This window comes from Mucilaginibacter sp. (genome assembly GCF_039921305.1).
GTDB lineage: Bacteria > Bacteroidota > Bacteroidia > Sphingobacteriales > Sphingobacteriaceae > Mucilaginibacter.
In genome coordinates, this window is record NZ_JBDSCA010000027.1 from 41,856 (window position 1) to 62,756 (window position 20,901).

The 20,901-nt window shown below is 41.0% G+C and carries 21 protein-coding genes; 6 read left to right on the forward strand and 15 right to left on the reverse strand.

Translation table 11 applies throughout. The annotated features are described in order from the left end of the window. Positions 1-26: 26 nt before the first annotated feature. On the reverse strand, positions 27-2,981 hold the full coding sequence (gene secDF / locus ABIN91_RS08050; RefSeq protein ID WP_348050312.1) for a protein translocase subunit SecDF: 2,955 nt from the start codon (positions 2,979-2,981) through the stop codon (positions 27-29). Between the two features lie 115 nt (positions 2,982-3,096). Continuing rightward, complete coding sequence (locus ABIN91_RS08055) at positions 3,097-3,579, reverse strand: dihydrofolate reductase (protein ID WP_348050314.1); 483 nt, start codon at positions 3,577-3,579, stop codon at positions 3,097-3,099. A gap of 44 nt (positions 3,580-3,623) precedes the next feature. Between ABIN91_RS08055 and ABIN91_RS08060 the strand changes: the two genes are divergently transcribed. Further along, complete coding sequence (locus ABIN91_RS08060; RefSeq protein WP_348050316.1) at positions 3,624-3,809, forward strand: hypothetical protein; 186 nt, start codon at positions 3,624-3,626, stop codon at positions 3,807-3,809. On the opposite strand, the gene ABIN91_RS08065 is transcribed toward ABIN91_RS08060, so the two are convergent. Continuing rightward, complete coding sequence (locus tag ABIN91_RS08065; RefSeq protein WP_348050318.1) at positions 3,780-4,364, reverse strand: Fic family protein; 585 nt, start codon at positions 4,362-4,364, stop codon at positions 3,780-3,782. The two genes, ABIN91_RS08060 and ABIN91_RS08065, sit on opposite strands and share 30 nt — an antisense overlap. A gap of 2 nt (positions 4,365-4,366) precedes the next feature. Then, positions 4,367-5,188 (reverse strand): thymidylate synthase, encoded by an 822-nt coding sequence (locus ABIN91_RS08070; RefSeq protein ID WP_348050320.1) that lies wholly within the window; start codon positions 5,186-5,188, stop codon positions 4,367-4,369. 128 nt (positions 5,189-5,316) lie between these two features. On the opposite strand from ABIN91_RS08070, the gene ispE reads away from it, so the two are divergent. Then, the gene (gene ispE / locus ABIN91_RS08075; RefSeq protein WP_348050322.1) at positions 5,317-6,120 is read left to right on the forward strand and encodes a 4-(cytidine 5'-diphospho)-2-C-methyl-D-erythritol kinase; all 804 of its coding nucleotides are present in this window, start codon (positions 5,317-5,319) and stop codon (positions 6,118-6,120) included. A gap of 120 nt (positions 6,121-6,240) precedes the next feature. Here the strand turns inward: ispE and ABIN91_RS08080 are convergent, their stop codons facing one another. The 5 genes from ABIN91_RS08080 to tgt all read right to left on the reverse strand — a co-directional run bounded on the left by ABIN91_RS08080 (position 6,241) and on the right by tgt (position 11,403). Further along, the gene (locus ABIN91_RS08080; protein ID WP_348050324.1) at positions 6,241-7,122 is read right to left on the reverse strand and encodes an NAD(P)-dependent oxidoreductase; all 882 of its coding nucleotides are present in this window, start codon (positions 7,120-7,122) and stop codon (positions 6,241-6,243) included. 74 nt (positions 7,123-7,196) lie between these two features. Beyond that, positions 7,197-7,478, reverse strand: coding sequence for a LapA family protein (locus tag ABIN91_RS08085; protein ID WP_348050326.1), 282 nt, complete (start codon positions 7,476-7,478; stop codon positions 7,197-7,199). Between the two features lie 803 nt (positions 7,479-8,281). Further along, a complete protein-coding gene (locus tag ABIN91_RS08090) occupies positions 8,282-9,181 on the reverse strand; it encodes an EamA family transporter (protein ID WP_348050328.1) in 900 nt (299 codons plus the stop codon). Beyond that, on the reverse strand, positions 9,181-10,269 hold the full coding sequence (locus ABIN91_RS08095; protein WP_348050330.1) for an LptF/LptG family permease: 1,089 nt from the start codon (positions 10,267-10,269) through the stop codon (positions 9,181-9,183). The genes ABIN91_RS08090 and ABIN91_RS08095 overlap by 1 nt, the downstream gene beginning before the upstream one ends. 3 nt (positions 10,270-10,272) lie before the next feature. After that, positions 10,273-11,403: a tRNA guanosine(34) transglycosylase Tgt gene (gene tgt / locus ABIN91_RS08100; protein WP_348050332.1), complete on the reverse strand. Its 1,131-nt coding sequence runs from the start codon at positions 11,401-11,403 to the stop codon at positions 10,273-10,275. Positions 11,404-11,521: 118 nt separating this feature from the next. Between tgt and ABIN91_RS08105 the strand changes: the two genes are divergently transcribed. The 3 genes from ABIN91_RS08105 to rsmG are packed head-to-tail and all read left to right on the forward strand — an operon-like array spanning position 11,522 to position 13,849. After that, complete coding sequence (locus tag ABIN91_RS08105; protein ID WP_348050334.1) at positions 11,522-12,637, forward strand: glycosyltransferase; 1,116 nt, start codon at positions 11,522-11,524, stop codon at positions 12,635-12,637. Next, complete coding sequence (locus tag ABIN91_RS08110) at positions 12,628-13,233, forward strand: sigma-70 family RNA polymerase sigma factor (RefSeq protein ID WP_348050338.1); 606 nt, start codon at positions 12,628-12,630, stop codon at positions 13,231-13,233. Before ABIN91_RS08105 ends, ABIN91_RS08110 begins: the two co-directional genes overlap by 10 nt. Continuing rightward, positions 13,223-13,849, forward strand: a complete 627-nt coding sequence (gene rsmG, locus ABIN91_RS08115) for a 16S rRNA (guanine(527)-N(7))-methyltransferase RsmG (protein ID WP_348050340.1) — start codon at positions 13,223-13,225, stop codon at positions 13,847-13,849. The genes ABIN91_RS08110 and rsmG overlap by 11 nt, the downstream gene beginning before the upstream one ends. On the opposite strand, the gene ABIN91_RS08120 is transcribed toward rsmG, so the two are convergent. The 4 genes from ABIN91_RS08120 to ABIN91_RS08135 all read right to left on the reverse strand — a co-directional run bounded on the left by ABIN91_RS08120 (position 13,846) and on the right by ABIN91_RS08135 (position 18,342). Next, on the reverse strand, positions 13,846-16,224 hold the full coding sequence (locus ABIN91_RS08120; RefSeq protein ID WP_348050347.1) for a TonB family protein: 2,379 nt from the start codon (positions 16,222-16,224) through the stop codon (positions 13,846-13,848). The genes rsmG and ABIN91_RS08120 overlap by 4 nt on opposite strands. Further along, positions 16,221-16,604: a BlaI/MecI/CopY family transcriptional regulator gene (locus tag ABIN91_RS08125; protein ID WP_348050349.1), complete on the reverse strand. Its 384-nt coding sequence runs from the start codon at positions 16,602-16,604 to the stop codon at positions 16,221-16,223. Before ABIN91_RS08125 ends, ABIN91_RS08120 begins: the two co-directional genes overlap by 4 nt. 138 nt (positions 16,605-16,742) lie before the next feature. Then, entirely contained in the window at positions 16,743-17,558 is an 816-nt protein-coding gene (locus tag ABIN91_RS08130; protein WP_348050351.1) for an energy transducer TonB, read from the reverse strand. A gap of 1 nt (position 17,559) precedes the next feature. Continuing rightward, on the reverse strand, positions 17,560-18,342 hold the full coding sequence (locus ABIN91_RS08135; protein ID WP_348050353.1) for an energy transducer TonB: 783 nt from the start codon (positions 18,340-18,342) through the stop codon (positions 17,560-17,562). A gap of 262 nt (positions 18,343-18,604) precedes the next feature. On the opposite strand from ABIN91_RS08135, the gene dprA reads away from it, so the two are divergent. After that, positions 18,605-19,708: a DNA-processing protein DprA gene (gene dprA, locus ABIN91_RS08140; protein ID WP_348050355.1), complete on the forward strand. Its 1,104-nt coding sequence runs from the start codon at positions 18,605-18,607 to the stop codon at positions 19,706-19,708. A gap of 73 nt (positions 19,709-19,781) precedes the next feature. Here the strand turns inward: dprA and ABIN91_RS08145 are convergent, their stop codons facing one another. Both ABIN91_RS08145 and ABIN91_RS08150 read right to left on the reverse strand, forming a co-directional pair. Continuing rightward, entirely contained in the window at positions 19,782-20,267 is a 486-nt protein-coding gene (locus ABIN91_RS08145; protein ID WP_348050357.1) for a histidine phosphatase family protein, read from the reverse strand. Next, the gene (locus ABIN91_RS08150; protein WP_348050359.1) at positions 20,264-20,881 is read right to left on the reverse strand and encodes a porin family protein; all 618 of its coding nucleotides are present in this window, start codon (positions 20,879-20,881) and stop codon (positions 20,264-20,266) included. The genes ABIN91_RS08145 and ABIN91_RS08150 overlap by 4 nt, the downstream gene beginning before the upstream one ends. Between the last annotated feature and the right edge of the window lie 20 nt (positions 20,882-20,901).

Below are 20,901 nucleotides of genomic sequence, written 5' to 3' on the forward strand. Positions count from 1 at the left end.
GCTTAAAATATAAATTAAAGATCAGCTTATCGCAGATCCTTTTTACCAAAGTCAACAATAACCGGTGTAGCCACGCAGATAGAAGAGTATGTACCAAAGCACACACCGATCAACAACGCGAACGAGAAACCGCGGATCACGTCACCACCAAAAATGAACAATACAACCAATACAAATATTACCGTTAAAGCGGTAATAATGGTACGGCTTAAGGTACTGTTAATAGCCTGGTTAATTACTTCCTCTGGTTTATCGGTTTTAGAATGGTGTAAGTTTAAAAACTCACGTATCCTGTCAAATACCACAACCGTATCATTAATAGAGTAACCAATTACCGTTAATATCGCCGCGATAAACTTCTGGTCAATATCTAACGAGAATGGTAACATATCCTTAAATATCGAGAAGAACGATAATACCAGCAAGGCATCATGCGCGGTAGCCACCATCGCACCTAAGCTGAACTGCCATTTGCGGAAACGTAACAGGATATAAACCGAGATGATCAAAATTGCGAACAATACCGCGTACACAGCTGATGTTTTCAAATCGCTCGCGATAGTTGGTCCAACCTTTTGCTGACTCATGATCTGGAATTTACCGGCTACCTTAGATAAACCTTCGTTCAATTTTTCCTGAACCTTAGCTTCTGCTGCAGCGGTATTATCATCAATCATATAAGTACTAGTCACACTTACCTGTTTACCATCAGTACCAAAAGTTTTAACAATAGTTTCTTTATTTAGTGTAGTAGTTAATGCTTCGCGAACTTTTTCAGATTCTACCTTCTGATCATAACGAACAACAAACGTACGGCCACCCTGGAAATCAACACCGTAGTTAAAACCACGTGTCACCATTGAGCCGATACCTATCAAAATAAACGCACCTGAAAAGATATAGAATTTAAAACGGTTTTTTACGAATGCGTAATTAGCGCCTTTAAAGGTATGTGAGCTCCATGGGTTAGAGAAGCTGATCGGTTTATCTTTCTTCAATAACCACTCAAATATTAACCTCGAGATCAATAACGAACAGAATAAGGAAGTTACGATACCGATGATCAAAGTAGTAGCAAAACCTCTGATCGGGCCTGACCCAAATACATAAAGAATGATACCCGTTAATAAAGTACTGATGTTTGAATCCAGGATAGACGATAAAGCGTGTTTAAAGCCATCTGCAATAGCAATACGTAGTGATTTGCCATGCTCCAACTCTTCACGTACACGCTCGTATATCAATACATTCGCATCAACCGCTATACCTAACGTTAACACAATACCTGCAATACCCTCAAGCGTTAATACAGCGTTTAAGCTGGCCAGTATGCCCAGCAAAAAGAACACGTTAACCAATACCGCAACAACGGCTACAGTACCCGCACGGTTGTAGTAAGCGATCATGAAGATTAATACCACTAAGAAACCGATCAGCGACGAAGTTAAACCAGCGCTAATAGCTTCCTGACCTAATGACGCTCCAACAATCTCCTCACCAATAATGTGAGCAGGTGCTTTTAAACGACCCGATTTTAATACGTTAGATAAATCTTTAGTATCCTGTATAGTAAAGTTACCGCTGATAGATGAAATACCACCCGCGATCTCGTTTTGTACAGTAGGGGCACTGTATACGTTGTTATCCAAAACAATAGCAATCGCTTTTTTAGGTTCTTTAGCAGCAGCCTCGGCCGTTACTCTTCTCCATTTAGCAGCGCCATCGCTGTTCATAACCATACGTACTTCAGGGCTACCTTTTTGGTCTGTGCTTGGTCCGGCGTCTGATATTACATCACCAGCCAATACAGGTCCGTTTTCTGCGCCGGTTAATTTAACAGCATACAGGTCAAATATTTTTTTGTCGCCAGCTTTAACACCCCATAGTAGTTTAGCATTGTGTGGTATTATTGCTCTAACAGCCGGGCTGTTTAAGTAAGCGTTAACTTTAGCGGTATCTTTTTGGAAGGCACGACCAACAATAGGGCCCGGTACCAATTGCGGCTGACCGTTTTGTCCCTGGTAAATGCTCAATTGTAAAATTGATAACAATGGGCTTTGCGCCGATTGTTCTTTTTTACCAAGCGTTGAGCTATCCTTAGCGCTCTTCTGTACTTTATTCAACAAGCTCAAAGCTTCAGCTTTTGCCGAAGTATCTTTTTTAGTTTCGCCTGTAGTTGCAGCGGTTTTAGCGGTAGTGTCTTTTGCAGCAATTTTAGCTTTAGCGGCTAAAAGCTTATCAGCGTTCATTAACACCTGGTAAAAATCAGCGTTCTCAAAAGTTTCGTAAAACTCTAAGTTAGCCGATCCTTGCAACAGCTTATCAACACGCTCTTTATCAAACACGCCGGGTAGCTCAATCAAAATACGGTTACCTTGTTGTAACTGTATGTTAGGCTGGGTAACACCAAACTGGTCAATACGGGTGGTCAATACTGTTTTAGCTTGTCCAACCGCAACATCGGCCTGATCTTTCAAAAATTTCTTTACTTCGCTGTTCGAAGCATTGAACTTAATATGCTCCTGGTTTTCTTTTGTCGAGAAGATAGCGGCAAGCTTAGCGTTTGGAGCCAATTTTTCATACTCCTCAACAAAAAGGGTAATAAAATCGGTAGTGCTGGTTTTTGATATATGATCAGCATTGGCCAAAGCCTGGTTCATGGCAACATCTGGGTTGTTGTTTGATAACGATTTTACCAACTCAACTAACGATATCTGCATGGTAACATCCATACCGCCTTTCAAATCCAAACCTAAAGCAATCTCTTTTGATTTGCAGTACTGGTACGTGTGTTTCAATACCGGGTAAACTGGTATTGTAGCCATCGAATCCAGGTAGCTTCTTTCTTTAGCCAAGTCGCCTTTTGCATAATCTCTGGCTTCGCGTTCAACCTTCTGCGTAGCTAACGTCAGCGAAAGCTGATATAAGCACAATATGCCCAACAGAATGGCGAAAAATTTAATAATCCCTTTACCTTGCATCGTAAATTAAAAATGTGTAATCAATTAGTCTATAAGCGTTTTTAAACAAGACGGCAAATCTAATAAAATTTCGCAAAACGAATTTTTTAAATCACACAAAATAAAACATTAATTGTTAGGGTTTTTCTAAAGTGATAAAAGAGTACGCAAAAGCGTGTTTTTCGTCCGTTTCGTGGTCTTCCCGTTCAACCACTTTCCAGTCATTATAATCAATTTCCGGGAAAAACGTATCCGCGTCAAAAGAATGGTGCACTATAGTAAGGTATATCCGGTTAGTAATATGCATAGCTTGGCGGTAAATTTCGGCCCCCCCAACAATGAAAACTTCTTGCTCATCCTTGCACAAAGCAATCGCGGCATCCAACGAGTTAACCACCTCGCAACCTTCAATTTGAATATCCTGCCGGGTAATTACAATATTCCTCCGCTTAGGTAAAGGCCGCCCAACAGAGTCATAAGTTTTGCGTCCCATAATTACCGTACCGCCAGCGGTAATATCTTTAAAGTGCTTTAAATCCTTGGGCAAATGCCATAAAAGCTGGTTGTCTTTCCCTATGGCGTAATTTGATGCGATGGCTACTACTATGGTGATGTACATTGGTTGATTATGTGATTAAATCAAAATTGTTTAAATTTGTATCAATGAGTTTTTATGACAAATATCCGCAACTAAAGCAAAAACAATTTTTGCATGATCTGCTTTCAAAAACGGTTTATGCCACCATGGCTTTAGAAGATCAAACGGTATCTATGCAAGATATTGAGCGTATTGTTTCATCTGCCATTAAAAAGGAAGAATTACAGCGCGATCAACTCTTCTTTAATTAATTCTTTTAATTGCGAAAAATCTCCATTATCACATTTCCTTAACGCTTTTATATATTTTGTTCTTGAATCGCCTTCACGGTGATAAAGCTCAAGGGGTTTATATCCCAGTTTGAGCGCCACTAAGTTCATTAATAATCTACCTGTTCGGCCATTGCCATTATTAAACGGGTGGATTTTCACAAATTCATAATGGCAGTAAGTTAACGCTTCAATCTGTTCAGGTGAATCTGTAGCTATTGATAATTTGTAATTTAAATTATCAATGTATTGGTAGATCAGATTAAGAATTTTTGTTGGTTCTGGTGGTGTCAACAAACCAACCTGTACATTAACTTTCCTCCATGAACCTGCCCAGTCATATAGTTCACCAAATGCTATTTTGTGTATTTGAAGTATAAGTTGAGCAGTAAGTACTATATCTTCATCAAGCGAAAAAATGTATAGTTCTGCATTTGTAATACCCGCTGCCTCCACCAAATTGATTTGATGATTGTCTGTCAACCCAAGCAGGTTGTCATTTGAGGATGGTGTCCAGCCGGTATTATCAGTAACCATCGCTAAACCGCTACTATTCCCTTAATATGCGGCCATGGATCATAATTCTCCAATTCAAAATCATCAATCGTAAATCCAAAAATATCCTTCACCTCCGGGTTGATCTTCATGGTAGGCAAAGCCCTCGGCTCACGGCTTAACTGTAAATGCGTTTGCTCAATATGGTTATTATACAAATGCGCGTCACCCAGAGTATGGACAAAATCCCCATAATCCAGATCACATACCTGCGCCACCATCATGGTTAACAAAGCGTACGATGCGATATTAAAAGGCACGCCCAAAAATATATCCGCGCTGCGCTGGTAAAGCTGGCACGAAAGCTTACCCCTCGTTTCACCCTTAGTAACATCCGCGGGCTGCACATAAAACTGGAACAAACTATGGCAAGGCGGCAAAGCCATCTGCTCCACATCCGCAACATTCCATGCCGAAACCATAATTCTGCGCGAATCCGGATTGTTCTTCAAAGTTTTAATAACCTGACTGATCTGATCAATATGCCCGCCATCCGGCTTGGGCCAGCTTCTCCACTGGTAACCGTAAACAGGTCCGAGATTGCCCTCTGCATCCGCCCACTCATCCCAAATGCGTACACCATTTTCTTTCAGGTAACGGATATTTGTATCCCCACTCAAAAACCAGATCAACTCATGGATGATCGATTTCAAATGCAGTTTCTTAGTAGTCACCAACGGAAAACCATCCTGCAAATTAAAACGCATCTGGTAACCAAAAACGCTAATGGTTCCGGTTCCGGTACGGTCGTGTTTTTGAGCGCCGTTATCCAGAACGTGGCGCATCAGGTCTAAATATTGTTTCATTTTTTAGTTCGACTTGAAAAAAAATAATTTCAAATGTTTCAAATTGAAACATTATCACACAAAGAAAAAAAACTAATTTTGGTTTCCTACGGATTGTGCAAAACTACAGTCTGTTGTTAGCATTTATCATGATCAATTTTCCAATCGCAAAAATAAACATCGGACTAAACATCACGGCTCGCAGGCCAGATGGCTACCATAACCTCGAAACCGTTTTTTATCCCATCAAAATAAACGATGTGCTCGAAGTGATCAAAAGCGACCAGCTAACTTTCGAAGCATCAGGCTTGGGCATCCCCGGCAGGGTAGAGGATAACCTATGTATCAAAGCCTACCACTTAATAAAGCAAGATCATGATATCCCACCCGTAAGTATCCACCTGCACAAGCATATTCCGATAGGCGCTGGTTTAGGCGGTGGTTCAGCTGACGCCGGGTATTTTATCAGACTCATCAATCAAACCTTCGATCTCAATCTTTCCATCGAAGCCATGAGCGATTACGCCCGCAGGCTTGGTGCCGATTGCGCCTTTTTTATTGAAAGTAAACCCGTGTTCGCATTCGATAAAGGCGATCAGTTTGAATCCATCGAACTCGACTTATCTAAATATCACATCGCGTTAGTAATGCCGCCAACCCATGTTTCAACCTCCGAAGCCTATCGCGGCGTAAAGCCCGCGCCGGTAACCAGATCATTAAAAGATTTAATACAGCTCCCGGTAGCCGATTGGAAGCATCACATCAAAAACGATTTTGAAGATCACATCTTCAAAGCTCATCCCGAAATAAGAGGAGTAAAAGCCACCCTATACCAAACCGGAGCCCTATACGCCAGCATGAGCGGGAGCGGAGCCTCCGTATTCGGAATATTTGACAAGAAACCCGACCTGGAATTTTTAGAAGAAGATACCGAGGTGTTTTACGGAGTATGATAGAGCTTCAGGTTTCAAGTCCCAAGCTACAAGTAAAATAAAAGCTTCAGGCTCCAAGTCTCAAGCTCCAAACTTTTGTTTTAAGACTTGCGGCTTGAAGCTTAACGCTTATAGCTCTAACTAAATTCCCGCATCATCCGTAACACCCTTACCAAACGCCTCAACCCAATCCCTGTCACCACCACCTTTGGCTACGGCTGTTAATAAGCGGTTGTGAGCAAGTGTAGCCAATGGCATAGGCGTCTCGCTCGTTTGCGATAGTTTAACCGCAAGGCGGGCATCCTTTAAGCCTAAGCGTGCTTTGAAACCCACAGGTTCGTATTGCTTGTTGGCGATAAGCTTGCCGTAGTTATGGAAAATAGGCGCGTTAAATATGGTAGCACCAAAAAAGTTAGCTACATCAGTACGGTTTAGTCCGTTCTTTTCGGCAAGGGTAAAGGCTTCGGCCATCATCTCCATCGCTCCAATAATCATAAAGTTACCCGCAACTTTAAGCACGTTAGCGCCGCCAACATCCCCACCAAAATCTGTTACGCTTTGGCCAAGCGCTTCCAGTATCGGGCGGGCACGTTCCTTAGCTTCGGTATTGCCCGATGTGCATACAAATAATTTCTTCGCAGCCGCGGCTTCGGGCCTTCCAAAAACCGGGGCTGCAATGTAGTGGCTGCCGGCCAAATGGTGCAGGCCAGCCAACAGTTGGGAAGTTTCGGGTGAGATGGTACTCATGGAAATATGCACACCTCCCTTAGGCAATGTATGCAGCAATCCATGCTCACCCGAAACAGCTTCTTTCAATATCTCATCTTCCGATAACATCGTCACCACAAACTCAACATCGGTGGCTGCTTCGGCAGGCGTTTTGCATTTTGTAATGGCCGATTGGTCAAGTTCGTCGGCCTTGCTTATGGTGCGGTTGTAAACCTGTAAATGGTATCCGGCTTTGATTAGGTTTTGCGCCATTGGCGTACCCATATTTCCAAGTCCTATAAATCCTATTTTCATATTAGTGTTTCCTTTTGGGATGATAAATATTCAGCTATAAATTACAGTTGCAACTGCAAAAAAACCTGCCACTGTTACTTACCCAAATACTCCTTATCCTCATCACTTAGTGTATCGTTCTTGGTCCCGGTAGGATTATCCATAGATGGGTGCGTAGTATCAAAAGTTGATCGCCTCGGTCGGCCTATCATAATGCCGATCACAAAACTGATGATGGCCGTAAGCGCCAGCATAACTAAAATTGAAAACCTCGGACTCCAGAACAAAATACTGAATGTTACATCCTGGTTGTTCTGCATAATAATGATGGTAAGCAGAATGGTTACTACAATGAGGAAGATAGTTTTGATGCGCATAGTTACAGTGTTGAACAGTTATACGAAGATGCGGTTTTAAAAATCTAATTAAAACTACACTCTAATAAAATTAGCTAATGCTGACAAATTTTCATTTGAGCAGGATAGGGGCTCTACACAAAATTTAACTCTTGTTTTTTTTAGAACTGTGTCGGAATTATTAAACCGGATTATTGGCATCGCTAATAGCTGAGAAAAAACTCTAAAAATCCGATCCGAAAACACGCGATAAATCAGAGTGAAATTTCAAGAGCCCAAAAGCGGAGGTATATTCTCTGATTTTTCTTAAATAGCCATTTCTTATTTTGATACACTATCCCGCTTTTAAGGCTTGTTTTTCTCTTGTTTAGTATTTGTTCATTTAATGTGCCGTAAAAATCTCATTTACAATAATTAATATGATTTTAAATCACGGTTTTTTGGTAGTGCTAAAATTTTTAGTTTTTCAATATGCGAATTAGTGCGTTTTACATCAAATTATACTTGAGTTGTATTTCATAAGATATCTGATTTATAAATAAATAAGAAATTTAAGTATTGTAAAATTAAAATTTATTTTTTGAAAATAACGAATATATAACTCGCTGAAATAGAGAATAATGATCTTATATGCCGGGAAGGGTAATTTACACTAAGTTAAAATTGAATTTTACACCTGTCTAATTGTTTTATATCGCGATGATATAGGCTGGGTAATTGAAAATTTAAGCGCTTAAATCGGCTTAAAATACGTCGCTTGTATACTCCAAATTCCCCTACCCTACCGGGGGGATTTGATCAATCAATAAAATTGGAGTTAATAATTACTTTTTGCGTGCAGCTATCCGCTTTTGAGCAAACGGAAACAGAAAGATAGTAGAGAGGATGATCAAAGCCCCAACCCAGAAACCGGCTGTCATCTTGTCCATCTCGTTGAAGAAAATGAAGGCCATCACTATCCCATAAACAGGTTCCAGGTTAGTGATCAATGCCACCCTGAAAGCCGAAAATTCTTTCATTACGGATACCCCCGCAACGTAAGCGAGCGAGGTGCAAACCGTACCTAATATAATAAGATAACCAATGTCCGACGGTATTAATTTCATCTCGCTGTTAAAGCCGCCGGTAAATAAAAGGTAAAGCGTTATCCAGAATAGAGCACCCATCAGCTCGTAAAAAGCGATCACCGGAGCCTCGCGTTGCTTAACCTGCTTGGAGTTGATGATAGCAAATAAGCTTGCAAAAGCCGCGCTTAGTAAACCTAAAACAATACCCAAAGTGTAATGAGTTTCAAACTTGAAGATCAAAAATATACCCGATATAATGAGCAATCCAGACAGAACCTCCAGCTTCGAAATTTTAGTTTTATTGATCAGCGGTTCAAACACCGCGGTGAATAAAGTGAGCGAAGAAAGGCACACTAAAGTAACCGAAACGGTGGACAATTTAATAGCCTGGAAGAACAATATCCAGTGCCCGCCAACCAATGCACCGGTAAAAAAAAGCTTCAAAAAAGGATTCCTCGTAACCTTGAAATCGGTACGGTTAAACTTAAAATAAAGGAACAAAGTAACAAAGGCGATAGCCACCCTATACCATACCAGGTATACCGATTGTACATGGATAAGCTTCCCCAAAATGCTGGTAAAGCCCCATATAAAAACTGTAAAATGGAGTATAATAAGGTTCTTGTTCAGGCCGGGTTTTTGACTTGTACCAACCATTATTTAGGCGCCTTTCGTAACAGGTAATAGCCCAGTAATCCAAAAATGAGGTTAGGGATACACACCGCTATCATAGGATGTAAGCCACCCTTGAGCGAGAAAACATTGGCAAATCTGTCCACTACAATATAAGCGAAACAGAGGAAAAATCCTATCCCCAAAGGCAATCCAACCCCGCCCCGTACTTTTCGGGATGATAACGAAACCCCTATTAAAGTGAGCACGAATGCCGCGAAAGGGTGCACAAAACGATAGTATTTCTCAAACAGCATATCGTATAAATTACCGGTACCCCGTATTGTTTCTTTATCAATATTTGTGTTCAATTCCTTTAGCGACATGGCGCTGTAAATGTTATTATGGAGCACAAAATCGGCAGGCTTCATCTCTAAAACCGTATCCTTTTTTTCGCCATGTATCATCTTTTCGCGCATGCCGTTAATGTAACGTACATCATATCCGCGGATAGACCATACATGTTTTAACGAGTCGTAAGCGATACTTGCAGAGGTTAATTTCTGCGTCATCGTATCCCCATTAAACTTCTCCATGGTAAACTGATAACCTGTTCTGGTATTACCATCAAACGATTGCATGTACACAAAGGTGTGCTTATCCAACTGGATATGCACATCACTTTTGGTCGGGTCGTCCAGCACCACATACGAGTTTTCGAAGGTTATTTTAAGCTTATTGGTGAATGGGATCAGATAAATATCGGCGAACAACGATACCGTAAATATCAGCGTGGCACAAATAAAGTAGGGCCTTAAAAAACGGTTAAAACTTGCGCCGCCACTTAATATCGGTACTATTTCAGTTTGATTAGCCATCTTAGCCGTAAAGAAAATTACCGCCAAAAAGTTGATCAGGGGCGATAGCATGTCGATATAAAAAGGTATCGACCCGGCGTAGTATTGAAAAATGATCTGATTTAACGTAACGTTGGCCTTTAAAAAATTATCCAGCTTTTCCGATACATCAAACACCACAATAACCACCACAAAAATGGCTATTGTGAATACAAAAGTACCCAGGTATTTTTTGATGATATACCAGTCGATTACTTTGATGTATTTGTTCAGCATCTGTTATAAACGTTGCGCAAGTGATTTAACCATCATGTTTTTCCAGGCATAAAACTCACCTGCAATTATTTTTTCGCGGGCCTCTTTAACCAGCCAAAGGTAAAAGTGCAGGTTATGCAGGGTTGCAATCTGTGCCCCCAGCATCTCGCCCGAGTGAATTAAATGCCTAAGATAAGCTTTTGAATAACTCACATCAGCAAACAGGTCACTATCGGGGTCAATAGCACTAAAATCGTTCTTCCACTTCTCGTTCTTGATATTGATGATGCCATTTTTGGTAAATAACATCCCATTACGGCCATTACGCGTTGGCATTACACAATCAAACATATCAATACCTAACGCTATATTTTCCAAAATATTTACCGGCGTACCTACACCCATTAAATAACGTGGTTTTTCGGTTGGTAATATATTGCACACAACTTCTGTCATGGCATACATTTCCTCAGCAGGCTCACCTACCGATAAACCGCCTATAGCATTGCCCTCGCGCTCAAAAGAAGCGATAGCTTCTGCCGATCTTACCCTCAGATCCTTATAAACCGAACCCTGTACTATCGGGAAAAGCGTTTGGCTGTAACCATATTTAGGCTCCGTGCTGTCAAATCTGTCGCAGCAGCGTTTAAGCCAGCGGTGAGTCATCTCTATCGATCGGCGCGCATAGCCATAATCGCAAGGGTAGGGGGTACACTCATCAAAAGCCATAATAATATCGGCGCCAATAGTACGCTGAATATCCATCACATTTTCGGGAGTGAACAAATGCTTTGAGCCGTCAATATGCGAACGGAAGGTAACACCCTCCTCCTTAATTTTTCGCACTTCGCTCAGCGAATACACCTGGTATCCGCCGCTATCGGTTAATATCGGGCCATCCCAACCATTAAACTTATGCAGCCCGCCTGCTTTTTCAAGCGTATCCAAACCGGGGCGCAAGTATAAATGGTAGGTGTTCCCTAATATAATTTCGGCCTTAATATCATCTTTTAATTCGCGCTGGTGTACTGCTTTAACGGTTCCGGCGGTGCCAACAGGCATAAAAATAGGCGTTTGTATCGTACCATGATCCGTTGTTACCTCGCCTGCGCGGGCCTTTGAATGCGGATCATTTGCTGTTAATTTAAATTTCATCTTTAGGAGGGCGAAAATAACAAATAAAGCCCTTATTATTAAGCCGAATTATTTTATCATTACGCACGCAAATTCGTTACTTTTTACAGAAATTTGCACGTCAACTTAAATACTGGTTTTGGAAGTTATAAAGTACATATTATTCGTCGTTTTTCAGGTTTGTTTCATTACCCAACTATACTATTTAATTGCTAAACACAGGCGTCTCACTTCTTATAAACCCGTTAATGATATCCCTGCATGTAATTTGCCAATATCGGTTATCATTGCAGCGCGTAACGAACACGATAATTTAAAAAACTATCTACCCCTTATTTTAGATCAGGATTACCCCGATTACGAAGTTGTTGTTGTTAACGATTGCTCGTCAGATCTATCCGAATTTCTGCTAAAAGAGTACCAAGAAAAATACGCGAAACTTAAAGTTGTTACCGTAACCGAACACCCACGCTTTAAAACCGGAAAGAAATTCGCCCTAACCATGGGTATAAAAGCCGCCAAAAACGAACATTTATTGTTTACCGATGCCGATTGCGAACCTGTATCTGATCGATGGATCAGCCGTATGGCTAATAAGTTTAAGGGCAGTACCGCCATTGTATTGGGATACTCACCTTATAAAAGATCATCCGGATTTTTAAACCTGTTTATCCGGTACGAAACCTTAAAAACCGGTATCAATTACCTGTCTGCAGCCCTAAACGGCGAAGCTTACATGGGCATCGGGCGTAATTTGGCTTATACCAAAACGCTGTTCTTCTCCAATAAAGGCTTCGCTGCGCACATGCATGTAATGAGTGGCGATGATGATTTATTTGTGAACCAAAATGCCACGCCCAATAATGTAGATATCGAAATTCATAAAGAGGCTCATGTATACAGCGACTCTAAAGAAACCCTGGCAGGATACTACTGGCAAAAAAAGCGCCACATGGGTGTGGGCAAGCTCTACAAAAACCGCGATAGGCGCCATTTGAGCTTTGATGCCATAAGCGGGTTTTTCTTTTATACCGTATTGATCTATCTGGCGGCAATAAATTTTATGCCGTTTATGTTGCTTGGTGTATTCATATTCAGGCTGTTATTTCAAATATTGATATATAATAAGATCTATCGTAAGTTACGTTCGGCCGATTTGATATGGTATATGCCCTTTTTTGATATTATTTATTATATATATTTAAACTTGTTTGGCTTAATAGGTACCTTTACTAAAACAAAGCAATGGAAGTAAATGCTAATTTTTCTGATAATGCCAAAAACGACTTTAAGTTAGTTGGCCGCGCTCGCGAGGGCGATCAGAAGGCATATGCCGACCTGATGCACCGCTATAAAGATTCCATCTATTTTATGGCCCTTAAAATGGTGAACAACAAAGAGGACGCTATGGACCTCACTGTTGAAACCTTTGCCAAAGCCTTCGAAAAACTGGATAAATACCAACCCGAATATGCTTTTAGCACCTGGCTCTTTAGGGTAGCTACCAATAACTGTATCGATTTTATCCGGAAGAAAAAGCTCAACACCACATCTATCAACGGTATGGTTGACGATGATGGCGACGACAGGCCGCTTCAAATTAAATCGGACACGCTGAACCCCGAAGAGGTTTCCATGAAGCGGGAACAAACACAACTACTCAAACTTTTGATTGATAGCTTGCCGCCACGTTACCGTAATCTCATCGTTCTGCGCTATTTTGATGAACTATCATACGAAGAGATCTCCGAACAGCTTGATTTGCCCTTAGGTACCGTTAAAGCACAATTATTCAGGGCGCGCTACCTGCTAAGTAATATCGTAAACGCCCGTAACCGCGATGACATCTGATCTCATAACCCAGTACTTTCCTAATCTAACCCAGCAGCAACAAAGCCAGTTTGCCCAGCTTTTTGATCTGTATACCTTTTGGAATAACCAGATTAACGTAATATCCCGTAAGGATATAGATCTGCTATACGAACGCCACATACTGCATTCTTTAGGCATAGCAAAGATCATAACTTTTTTACCCGGTGAGCAGGTTTTAGATGTAGGTACAGGTGGCGGCTTCCCCGGCATACCCTTAGCCATTCTGTTCCCCGAAACACAATTTCATTTGGTTGATTCTATCGGGAAAAAGATCAAGGTAGTACAAGAGGTAGCCAGTGCCCTGGGATTACAAAATGTAAAAGCCTCACACGCCCGGGCCGAGCAAATAACCAGTAAGTTTGATTTTGTGGTATCGCGCGCCGTAACCCAGCTCAAAGATTTTTATCCATGGATCAAAGATAAGTTCAACAAAACCTCCAAAAATACACTTCCAAATGGTATCCTATACCTCAAAGGCGGAGACCTGACACAAGAAATTGCCGAATCCGGTTTAAAGGTTCAGCAATTTCATTTGAAAGATCACTTTAGCGAGGAGTTTTTTGAAACCAAGCAGGTTATTTACATTAAAGGTTAATTCCTCGGTCCATAGCCAACTACTGTAACTTCGTTAAGCATAACTTTTTCAGTATTCTTTAAATTTGAACGGTTAGCAACAGGGCTTGGATTAACTGCAGAGGCAATTTTAGCACTGCCATTATTAATGGAATAAGTTACCGGGATAGTATAGGTAACATCAGCCTTGCCATCGGCAAAGGTTTTAAAGCCGGCAACAACCCTTGTTATCTCATCACTTAGCAATTTATCGGGGCTTTTTAAAACTTCGATATTTTGTATGTTTTTGTTGGCATCCACAGTAAAGTTTATTAACGATTGGCCTTGTATGTTTCTCTCTTTGGCAATTGCGGGGTATCTTACATGATCAAGAATGTATTTATAAAATGCTTTGGTGTCTTTTAATCCATCACCATCAGCCAAACTAAAATTGATAGGCACAATATATTGTACCCTAACAACTTCGCCCTTATTAATTCCCGGAGTCCATTTAGGCGATAAACCAAGAACTCTCATCGATTCGGCGCCTAAACCGGTTCCGGGATCACGAACAACTTTAAAATTAGATAAACTACCATCCTTCTCAACAATAAATTGTGTAAAGGTTTTACCTTGTACATTGTTTTCCTTTGCTACCCTTGGATACCTGATATTATCACGCAAAAATTTACCAAAAGCTGCCTCACCGCCCGGGAATTTAGGGTTTATTTCTACCGCTCTATATACCGAATCGGGATCTGGGGCGCTTGTAGTGGCATCCTTTTTATCGCTCGGAGCTAAACTGAAATTAACAGGTACCGTATACATTACCCTTACTTTTCTGCCATTTTGTTCCCCTGATTTCCATTTTGGTGATAGTTTTAAAACCCGTAAAGCCTCGGCACCTGTGCCATAGCCCGGTTCGCGCAATATCTTAATGTTGGATAATGAGCCGGTAGGTTCTACAATGAATTGTAAGAATACTTTGCCCGATATGTTGTTATCTCTTGCCGTTTGCGGGTATTTAATATTCTTGGCCAAAAACTTATCAAAACCATCTTCATTACCGGGAAAGGATGGATTCTTTTCAACTGCATTAAATACAACTCTATTATTATCTGTCTTTGAAATAGATGTTTCTTCTGTCGCAACAGATTCGGAACCTACGCCATCTTTAAAGTCGAATACTACAAATGATCTTGAACTTACCGCTTCGCCATTGCGTGTAGCCGGTATCCATTTGGGCCCGTTATTTAAAATCCGGGTAATTTCGGCAACAGTTTCCGGCTTAAACTCACCTTTTGGTGAGCGTTTTATTTCCAGGTTTGATACGCTGCCATCTTTTTCAACCCGGAACGTCAGAAATAGGTGATTTACAATAGCCCCGCTTTCTACTTTTGAACGATCAATATGATCATTCAAAAATTTATGCAAAGCCTGAGCCCCACCCGGAAATGAGGGTGTAGACCTGCTAATTGCCGTTGGCTTTTCAACTTCATTAACAATATGCTTAGGTACCAAATCAACCACGCCATAATTTTTAGTAGTAAATGCCAATGTTGATAGGCATAACAAACCGCATATCAACGGTAAGGTTAACAGGTATTTCAGCCTTGCTGCCCTGCCCGATTTTTTTTGGTATAACATAATGATCCTTCTTTTTAATAGGTTTTTATTGAAAAATGAATTAGTTAATTGGTTTTGAGTAATGCCATAAGCATTGCCGATCAAAAAGTCGGCATAGTCTGCCGCGCCATTTTCGTTAGCAGCAACATGTTGGTCGGCAATAAATTCATGCACTTCCTTTAAACTTCTTTGCAATAAATAAACAGCCGGGTTAAACCAGTTAAATATTTTAAGCAGTTCAACATAGATCACATCCCACGAATGTTTTTGCCTGATGTGAACTTCCTCGTGGTGCAATATAGTTTGCGATGCCGATAGCTCCGTATTCACAAACAAATAACCAAAAAACGAGAATGCCACGTTTTCGCCAGGTACTTCTATTACTACAAAACCGTTCTGGCGTTTAGAATAACCTTTTTTAGATAAGGACACCAGCCTTACAATTTTATATACCAATAACATAAACATAACCAGCGTTACAATTCCATACATTGTAAGCGCGTAATCAACCACTGTCCATTTAGGCGCTTGTATAGCAACCGCGGCAGGTATAACAGATACCGAAACCAGGTCCATATCAACTGATGCTATACCCGCATTTACCGAATGCACAATTTCTGGCTTCAATATCCCTAACTGTAGCATCGGGATAACAAAGGCCAGCAAGCTTGTACCCAATAAATAGGCACGGTTAAGCTGATAAAGTGTTTCGCTCCTCAATAACAGCACATACAACAGGTAGAAGGCAACCAGGTACAGGTTGGCCTCTAATAAATAGTGTATCAGGCTCATTGCTTTTTGTTTTTAAGGTTTTCGGCCAGTTTGGTTAATTCTTCCAATTCATTGATCCCTAAATTCTTCTCGCTCACTAAAAATGAAACCAAACTTTGGTACGAGTTACTGAAGTAATTATTCATGATCTTATCCAGCGCGAATTTTTTGTAATTCTCTTCGCTGATGGTAGGGAAGTAAACGTAGGAGTTTCCGTAAGCCTTATGATCAATAAAGCCCTTACCCTCCAATACCCGTATCACGGTCGATACCGTGTTATAAGCAGGCTTGGGCTCAGGCATTTGCTCTACCACATCTTTAACAATAGCTTCGTTTAATTGCCAAAGTATGCGCATTACTTGTTCTTCGGCCTTGGTGAGTTCTTTGATGCTTTCCTTCATTGCTAACTAGTTTTATAGTTTGGTTAAATGAAGGTATAAACTATAATTGTAGTTTGCAAACTATTTTTATAGTTTATTTAGAGTGGCGGATAGAAAGCGCCTTGTAATGTATCAGAAAGCCTTTTATGAAATGAAGATTTATTCTGCCAAACTAAAATTAATCGGAACAGTGTAAGCTACCCTAACCGGTTTGCCATTTTTGATACCAGGTATCCATTTAGGCGAAAGGCGTAATACCCTCATGCTTTCGTCTCCAAGGCCCTTGCCCGGATCGCGCACCAAATGGGCATGAGATAATGATCCATCCTCTTCAACTACAAATTGAATAAATACCTTACCGGTAACATTTTTTTCCTTAGCCAGTTTAGGGTACCTGATGTGATCTCGTAAAAATAAACCAAAACCATTTTCGCCGCCTTCAAACGCAGGGTTGGTGTCAACAGCAGAAAACAAAATATGGTGATCAATGGAATCTTGTGTGGTACGGATCTCTGGTACAGATATGCTGTTTTTTGCAAAATCAATTGGTAATACAAACAGTGTACGTTCAAGGCTGCGTACATTTTTATATTCGCTAATACCCGGTACCCAGTTATTGTTTGCGCTTAACAGTCGGGCAATTTCACGGGTAACATCATTTTCGGTGTTATTAAACAGTTCGATATTTGATACATTCCCATGCCGTTCAATTATAAACTGAAATACAAAATGCTCTGTAGTGGTATTATTCTTCAAGCCTTTAGGCAGATGAAAGTTTTGACGTAAATACTCGTTTAATGCAGCATTCCCTGTTTTATAAACCGGGACAAATTTAGCACTTAAATAGTAGGTCGTGTCCGTTAATGAGTCAACCCTGCTCGCAAAACTTTTCATGGTTACTGCCAGTGACTGTTCGATAAATAATAGTGATTGCAAGGCAATAAGTACCAAAACAAGTGTAAAAGAACGCTTCATATTATTTCGATAAACTAAAGTTGACAGGCACCGTGAACTGTACCCGTACAGGTTTGCCATTTTGCGAACCCGGTTTCCAACGTGGCGATAGCTTCATTACACGTACAGCTTCATCGCCCAAACCACTACCCGGATCGCGAATTATGTTGATATAACTTAAGCTCCCGTCGGCTTCAACTACAAATTGTAAAAAAACACGTCCGGTAACGTTATTTCGTTTGGCTTCTGCTGGATATTGAATGTTCTCTAATAAAAATTTACTAAAGCCAGCTTCGCCACCCGGAAACACAGGATTGATCTCAACAGCAGAATACACCTTACCCTTTGTGGTATCGTATTTAGTGACCATGCGCGATTGTATAAGTGGTCCACCCAGGTTAAAGCTAACAGGCACAACATATTTAACCCTCACATACTTGCCGTTTTGTACACCCGGTGTCCATTTTGGCGAAAGTTTTAAAACGCGCACGGCCTCATCACCAAGTCCAGATCCTGGGTCGCGTAAAATATTAATATCATTTAAGCTGCCATCTTTTTCGATGATAAAGCTGGCAAATACCCGGCCTTGTACGCCACTTGTTTTGGCCTGCGCCGGGTAAACGATACTGGAACTCAAAAATTTAGAAAAGCCTACATCGCCACCCGGAAACGTAGGTCGCTGCTCAACCTGAACGTAAACTGCATTGCTGGTATCCTGAGGCAAAGTTTCAGTAATTTGCCCGAACGATAAGTTGAACGAACAAACCAATATGGCTAATCCTGTAAGCGTTTTTAAATGTTTCAAGTTGTCGATTTTTAATAGGTACTAATGTAGCCGAAAGCTAATTATAAAAAAGGAGAATGAGCAGTTTTGCAAATTAAATTGGGGGCGTAATACTTGATTTTAAGATTGACTATCAAGTTGTTTAAATAAGCTCTTAAATTTTTTAATAAACAATGCTAATATTTATAGTATTATTTATACTTTAGTTGGCAACATTGGTATATACAGAAGATAATAATTAAGCACCTCTTCTATCTTACCTGATACGTCTTCCATCTTCTCTATGTCAACACTCCACCAGATCGCCCTAACGTTCACCAAAAATATAGGCGACCATTTAGCCAAGGTTTTAGTAAGTTATTGCGGCAGTGCCGAAGCTGTTTTTGAAGCATCACCCAAAAAGCTGATGCAAATACCCGGTATCAGCCACAAAACCATAGAATACATCAATACGCCCGAGGCCATGGAGCGTGCCAAACGGGAAATGGATTTTATTGAAAAGAACAATATTCAGGTACTGTTTTATACTGATGCCACTTATCCCAAAAGGTTAAAAAACTGCAGCGACTCACCGGCATTGTTATATTATAAAGGCACCGCCGATTTAAACCAGCCCCGCATAGTAAGCGTAGTTGGTACCCGTAACGCTACCGATTACGGCAAACAACTCTGTCGGGATCTGATCGAAGACCTTAAAGCCTACGACGTAATTGTAGTAAGCGGTTTAGCCTATGGCATTGACGTTGCCGCTCACAAAGAAAGCCTCCGTATGGAGATTCCCACCATAGGCGTTTTCGCGCATGGATTGGATCGGATCTATCCCGCACAAAACCGCCCAACCGCTGATAAAATGTTGAGCAATGGCGGTTGGCTAACCGATTTCCCCTCAGGCACTATCCCCGATAGGGAAAACTTTCCCAAACGTAACCGTATTGTAGCCGGCATGGCCGATTGTACTATTGTGGTAGAGGCCAGCATAAAAGGCGGCGCGCTCATTACCGCCGAAATTGCCAACTCCTATAACCGCGATGTTTTTGCCTTTCCGGGACGTATTTCTGATGAATACTCCACAGGCTGCAATTTTCTTATCCGGAATAATAAAGCCGCCTTGTTAACATCGGGTGCCGATCTGGGTTATGTTTTAGGCTGGGAGAAAACCCACGGCGATATCAAAAAGCAAGCCCAGTTAATGATGCCTATCGACTTATCTGCTAACGAACGCCTGATATTCGAAACCATCCAGCAAAACGCGGGGACTTTAGGTATTGATGATCTGGCAATTAAAACCAACTTGCCTTTAAGTCAGTTAGCCATGAACTTATTAAACCTCGAAATGCAGGGATTCGTTAATTCCCTTCCCGGAAAAACGTATAGCATCAATCATTAATTTAAGAAGGTACGCGGGGTATTTTGAGGTACGCATAGAGCGCAGGGGCTTGTACGTGCGATTTAATAACTCATCAATCCCCATTCTTCGGGTAATCATAAAACGATAAACTCCCGGTATCACCACTAACCATTTTCCACTCTTCCAAATCAAAATCAACAATAGCAATAGCGCAGGTTGGCATATCATAGATTTGCCCGGTAAGTTGATAAAGCAGATCGCTAAAACCTGGGTTGTGCCCAAACAGGGCTACAAAATCATAAGCATCAGGTAAGCCGTTTACAATTTTAAGCAGGCTAGGGTAACTGGCTTCGTAAATAGAACGATTGTATGATGGCTCGGCCAAGCCCAGTGTTTTAGCAAAAATATTGGCCGTAGTTTTAGCCCTCACTGCCGGGCTGCTCAGTAAGTATTGCGGAATGATATGCTTTTTAAGCAGGCGTTCGGCCATATCAGGCGCGGCTTTTTTGCCACGATGGTTTAGGGTTCTGTCAAAGTCGCTTAAAGAAGCATCATCCCAGTCAGATTTTGCGTGACGAACGATCATCAGCCTCTTCATAACCAAAAACCTAAGCCAATGGTAAATATTCTATTCTTAACGCTTTTGGCATCCAGGTCCGCATCCGATGCAATATTGTTTAAACCTAAGGCGTACCGCATATTAAAGGTTAAGTGGTTGTTGAGTTCCAACCCGCCGGCAAAATTAACGCCGAAATCTAATTTACGGTAATCCTGATCGTTACCAAACTTAACATCACTGCCCGATATGATACTTACACTTTCCACCTGGTTATTGCCGCTCAAACCTATCGAGGCATAGGGGCCCGCACCAACATACAGTTTACCCAGAGTACGCAGGTTGAACTTATAAATAGCCGTTATCGGGATATCCAGATAGGTTAACGTAATGGTATTGGTTTGTGCTTCCTGGTATTGTTTAACACCCTTACCTACCAAATTTAAACCCGGTTGCAGGTAAAACATTTTAAAGGGTATATCAACATATGCAGATATGGAATAAGTAGTTACCGAATTTGTAGACAGAATAGTGGTATTATCCATGCTTTGCGATGCAAAACCCAAAGCAGCCTTTAAACCGTATTGTAAATTTTGAGCCCTTACCGATGTTATTCCAATTGAAATAAAAATTAACGAAAATAGCAGCCTGCGCATTTAATTTTTTAATTAGTAAC

Coding starts and splice junctions, on each gene's coding strand:
- secDF (WP_348050312.1), bottom strand. CDS start 2,981: ATGCAAGGTAAAGGGATTATTAAATTTTTCGCCATTCTGTTGGGCATA.
- ABIN91_RS08055 (WP_348050314.1), bottom strand. CDS start 3,579: ATGTACATCACCATAGTAGTAGCCATCGCATCAAATTACGCCATAGGG.
- ABIN91_RS08060 (WP_348050316.1), top strand. CDS start 3,624: ATGAGTTTTTATGACAAATATCCGCAACTAAAGCAAAAACAATTTTTG.
- ABIN91_RS08065 (WP_348050318.1), bottom strand. CDS start 4,364: ATGGTTACTGATAATACCGGCTGGACACCATCCTCAAATGACAACCTG.
- ABIN91_RS08070 (WP_348050320.1), bottom strand. CDS start 5,188: ATGAAACAATATTTAGACCTGATGCGCCACGTTCTGGATAACGGCGCT.
- ispE (WP_348050322.1), top strand. CDS start 5,317: ATGATCAATTTTCCAATCGCAAAAATAAACATCGGACTAAACATCACG.
- ABIN91_RS08080 (WP_348050324.1), bottom strand. CDS start 7,122: ATGAAAATAGGATTTATAGGACTTGGAAATATGGGTACGCCAATGGCG.
- ABIN91_RS08085 (WP_348050326.1), bottom strand. CDS start 7,478: ATGCGCATCAAAACTATCTTCCTCATTGTAGTAACCATTCTGCTTACC.
- ABIN91_RS08090 (WP_348050328.1), bottom strand. CDS start 9,181: ATGGTTGGTACAAGTCAAAAACCCGGCCTGAACAAGAACCTTATTATA.
- ABIN91_RS08095 (WP_348050330.1), bottom strand. CDS start 10,269: ATGCTGAACAAATACATCAAAGTAATCGACTGGTATATCATCAAAAAA.
- tgt (WP_348050332.1), bottom strand. CDS start 11,403: ATGAAATTTAAATTAACAGCAAATGATCCGCATTCAAAGGCCCGCGCA.
- ABIN91_RS08110 (WP_348050338.1), top strand. CDS start 12,628: ATGGAAGTAAATGCTAATTTTTCTGATAATGCCAAAAACGACTTTAAG.
- rsmG (WP_348050340.1), top strand. CDS start 13,223: ATGACATCTGATCTCATAACCCAGTACTTTCCTAATCTAACCCAGCAG.
- ABIN91_RS08120 (WP_348050347.1), bottom strand. CDS start 16,224: ATGAGCCTGATACACTATTTATTAGAGGCCAACCTGTACCTGGTTGCC.
- ABIN91_RS08125 (WP_348050349.1), bottom strand. CDS start 16,604: ATGAAGGAAAGCATCAAAGAACTCACCAAGGCCGAAGAACAAGTAATG.
- ABIN91_RS08130 (WP_348050351.1), bottom strand. CDS start 17,558: ATGAAGCGTTCTTTTACACTTGTTTTGGTACTTATTGCCTTGCAATCA.
- dprA (WP_348050355.1), top strand. CDS start 18,605: ATGTCAACACTCCACCAGATCGCCCTAACGTTCACCAAAAATATAGGC.
- ABIN91_RS08145 (WP_348050357.1), bottom strand. CDS start 20,267: ATGAAGAGGCTGATGATCGTTCGTCACGCAAAATCTGACTGGGATGAT.
- ABIN91_RS08150 (WP_348050359.1), bottom strand. CDS start 20,881: ATGCGCAGGCTGCTATTTTCGTTAATTTTTATTTCAATTGGAATAACA.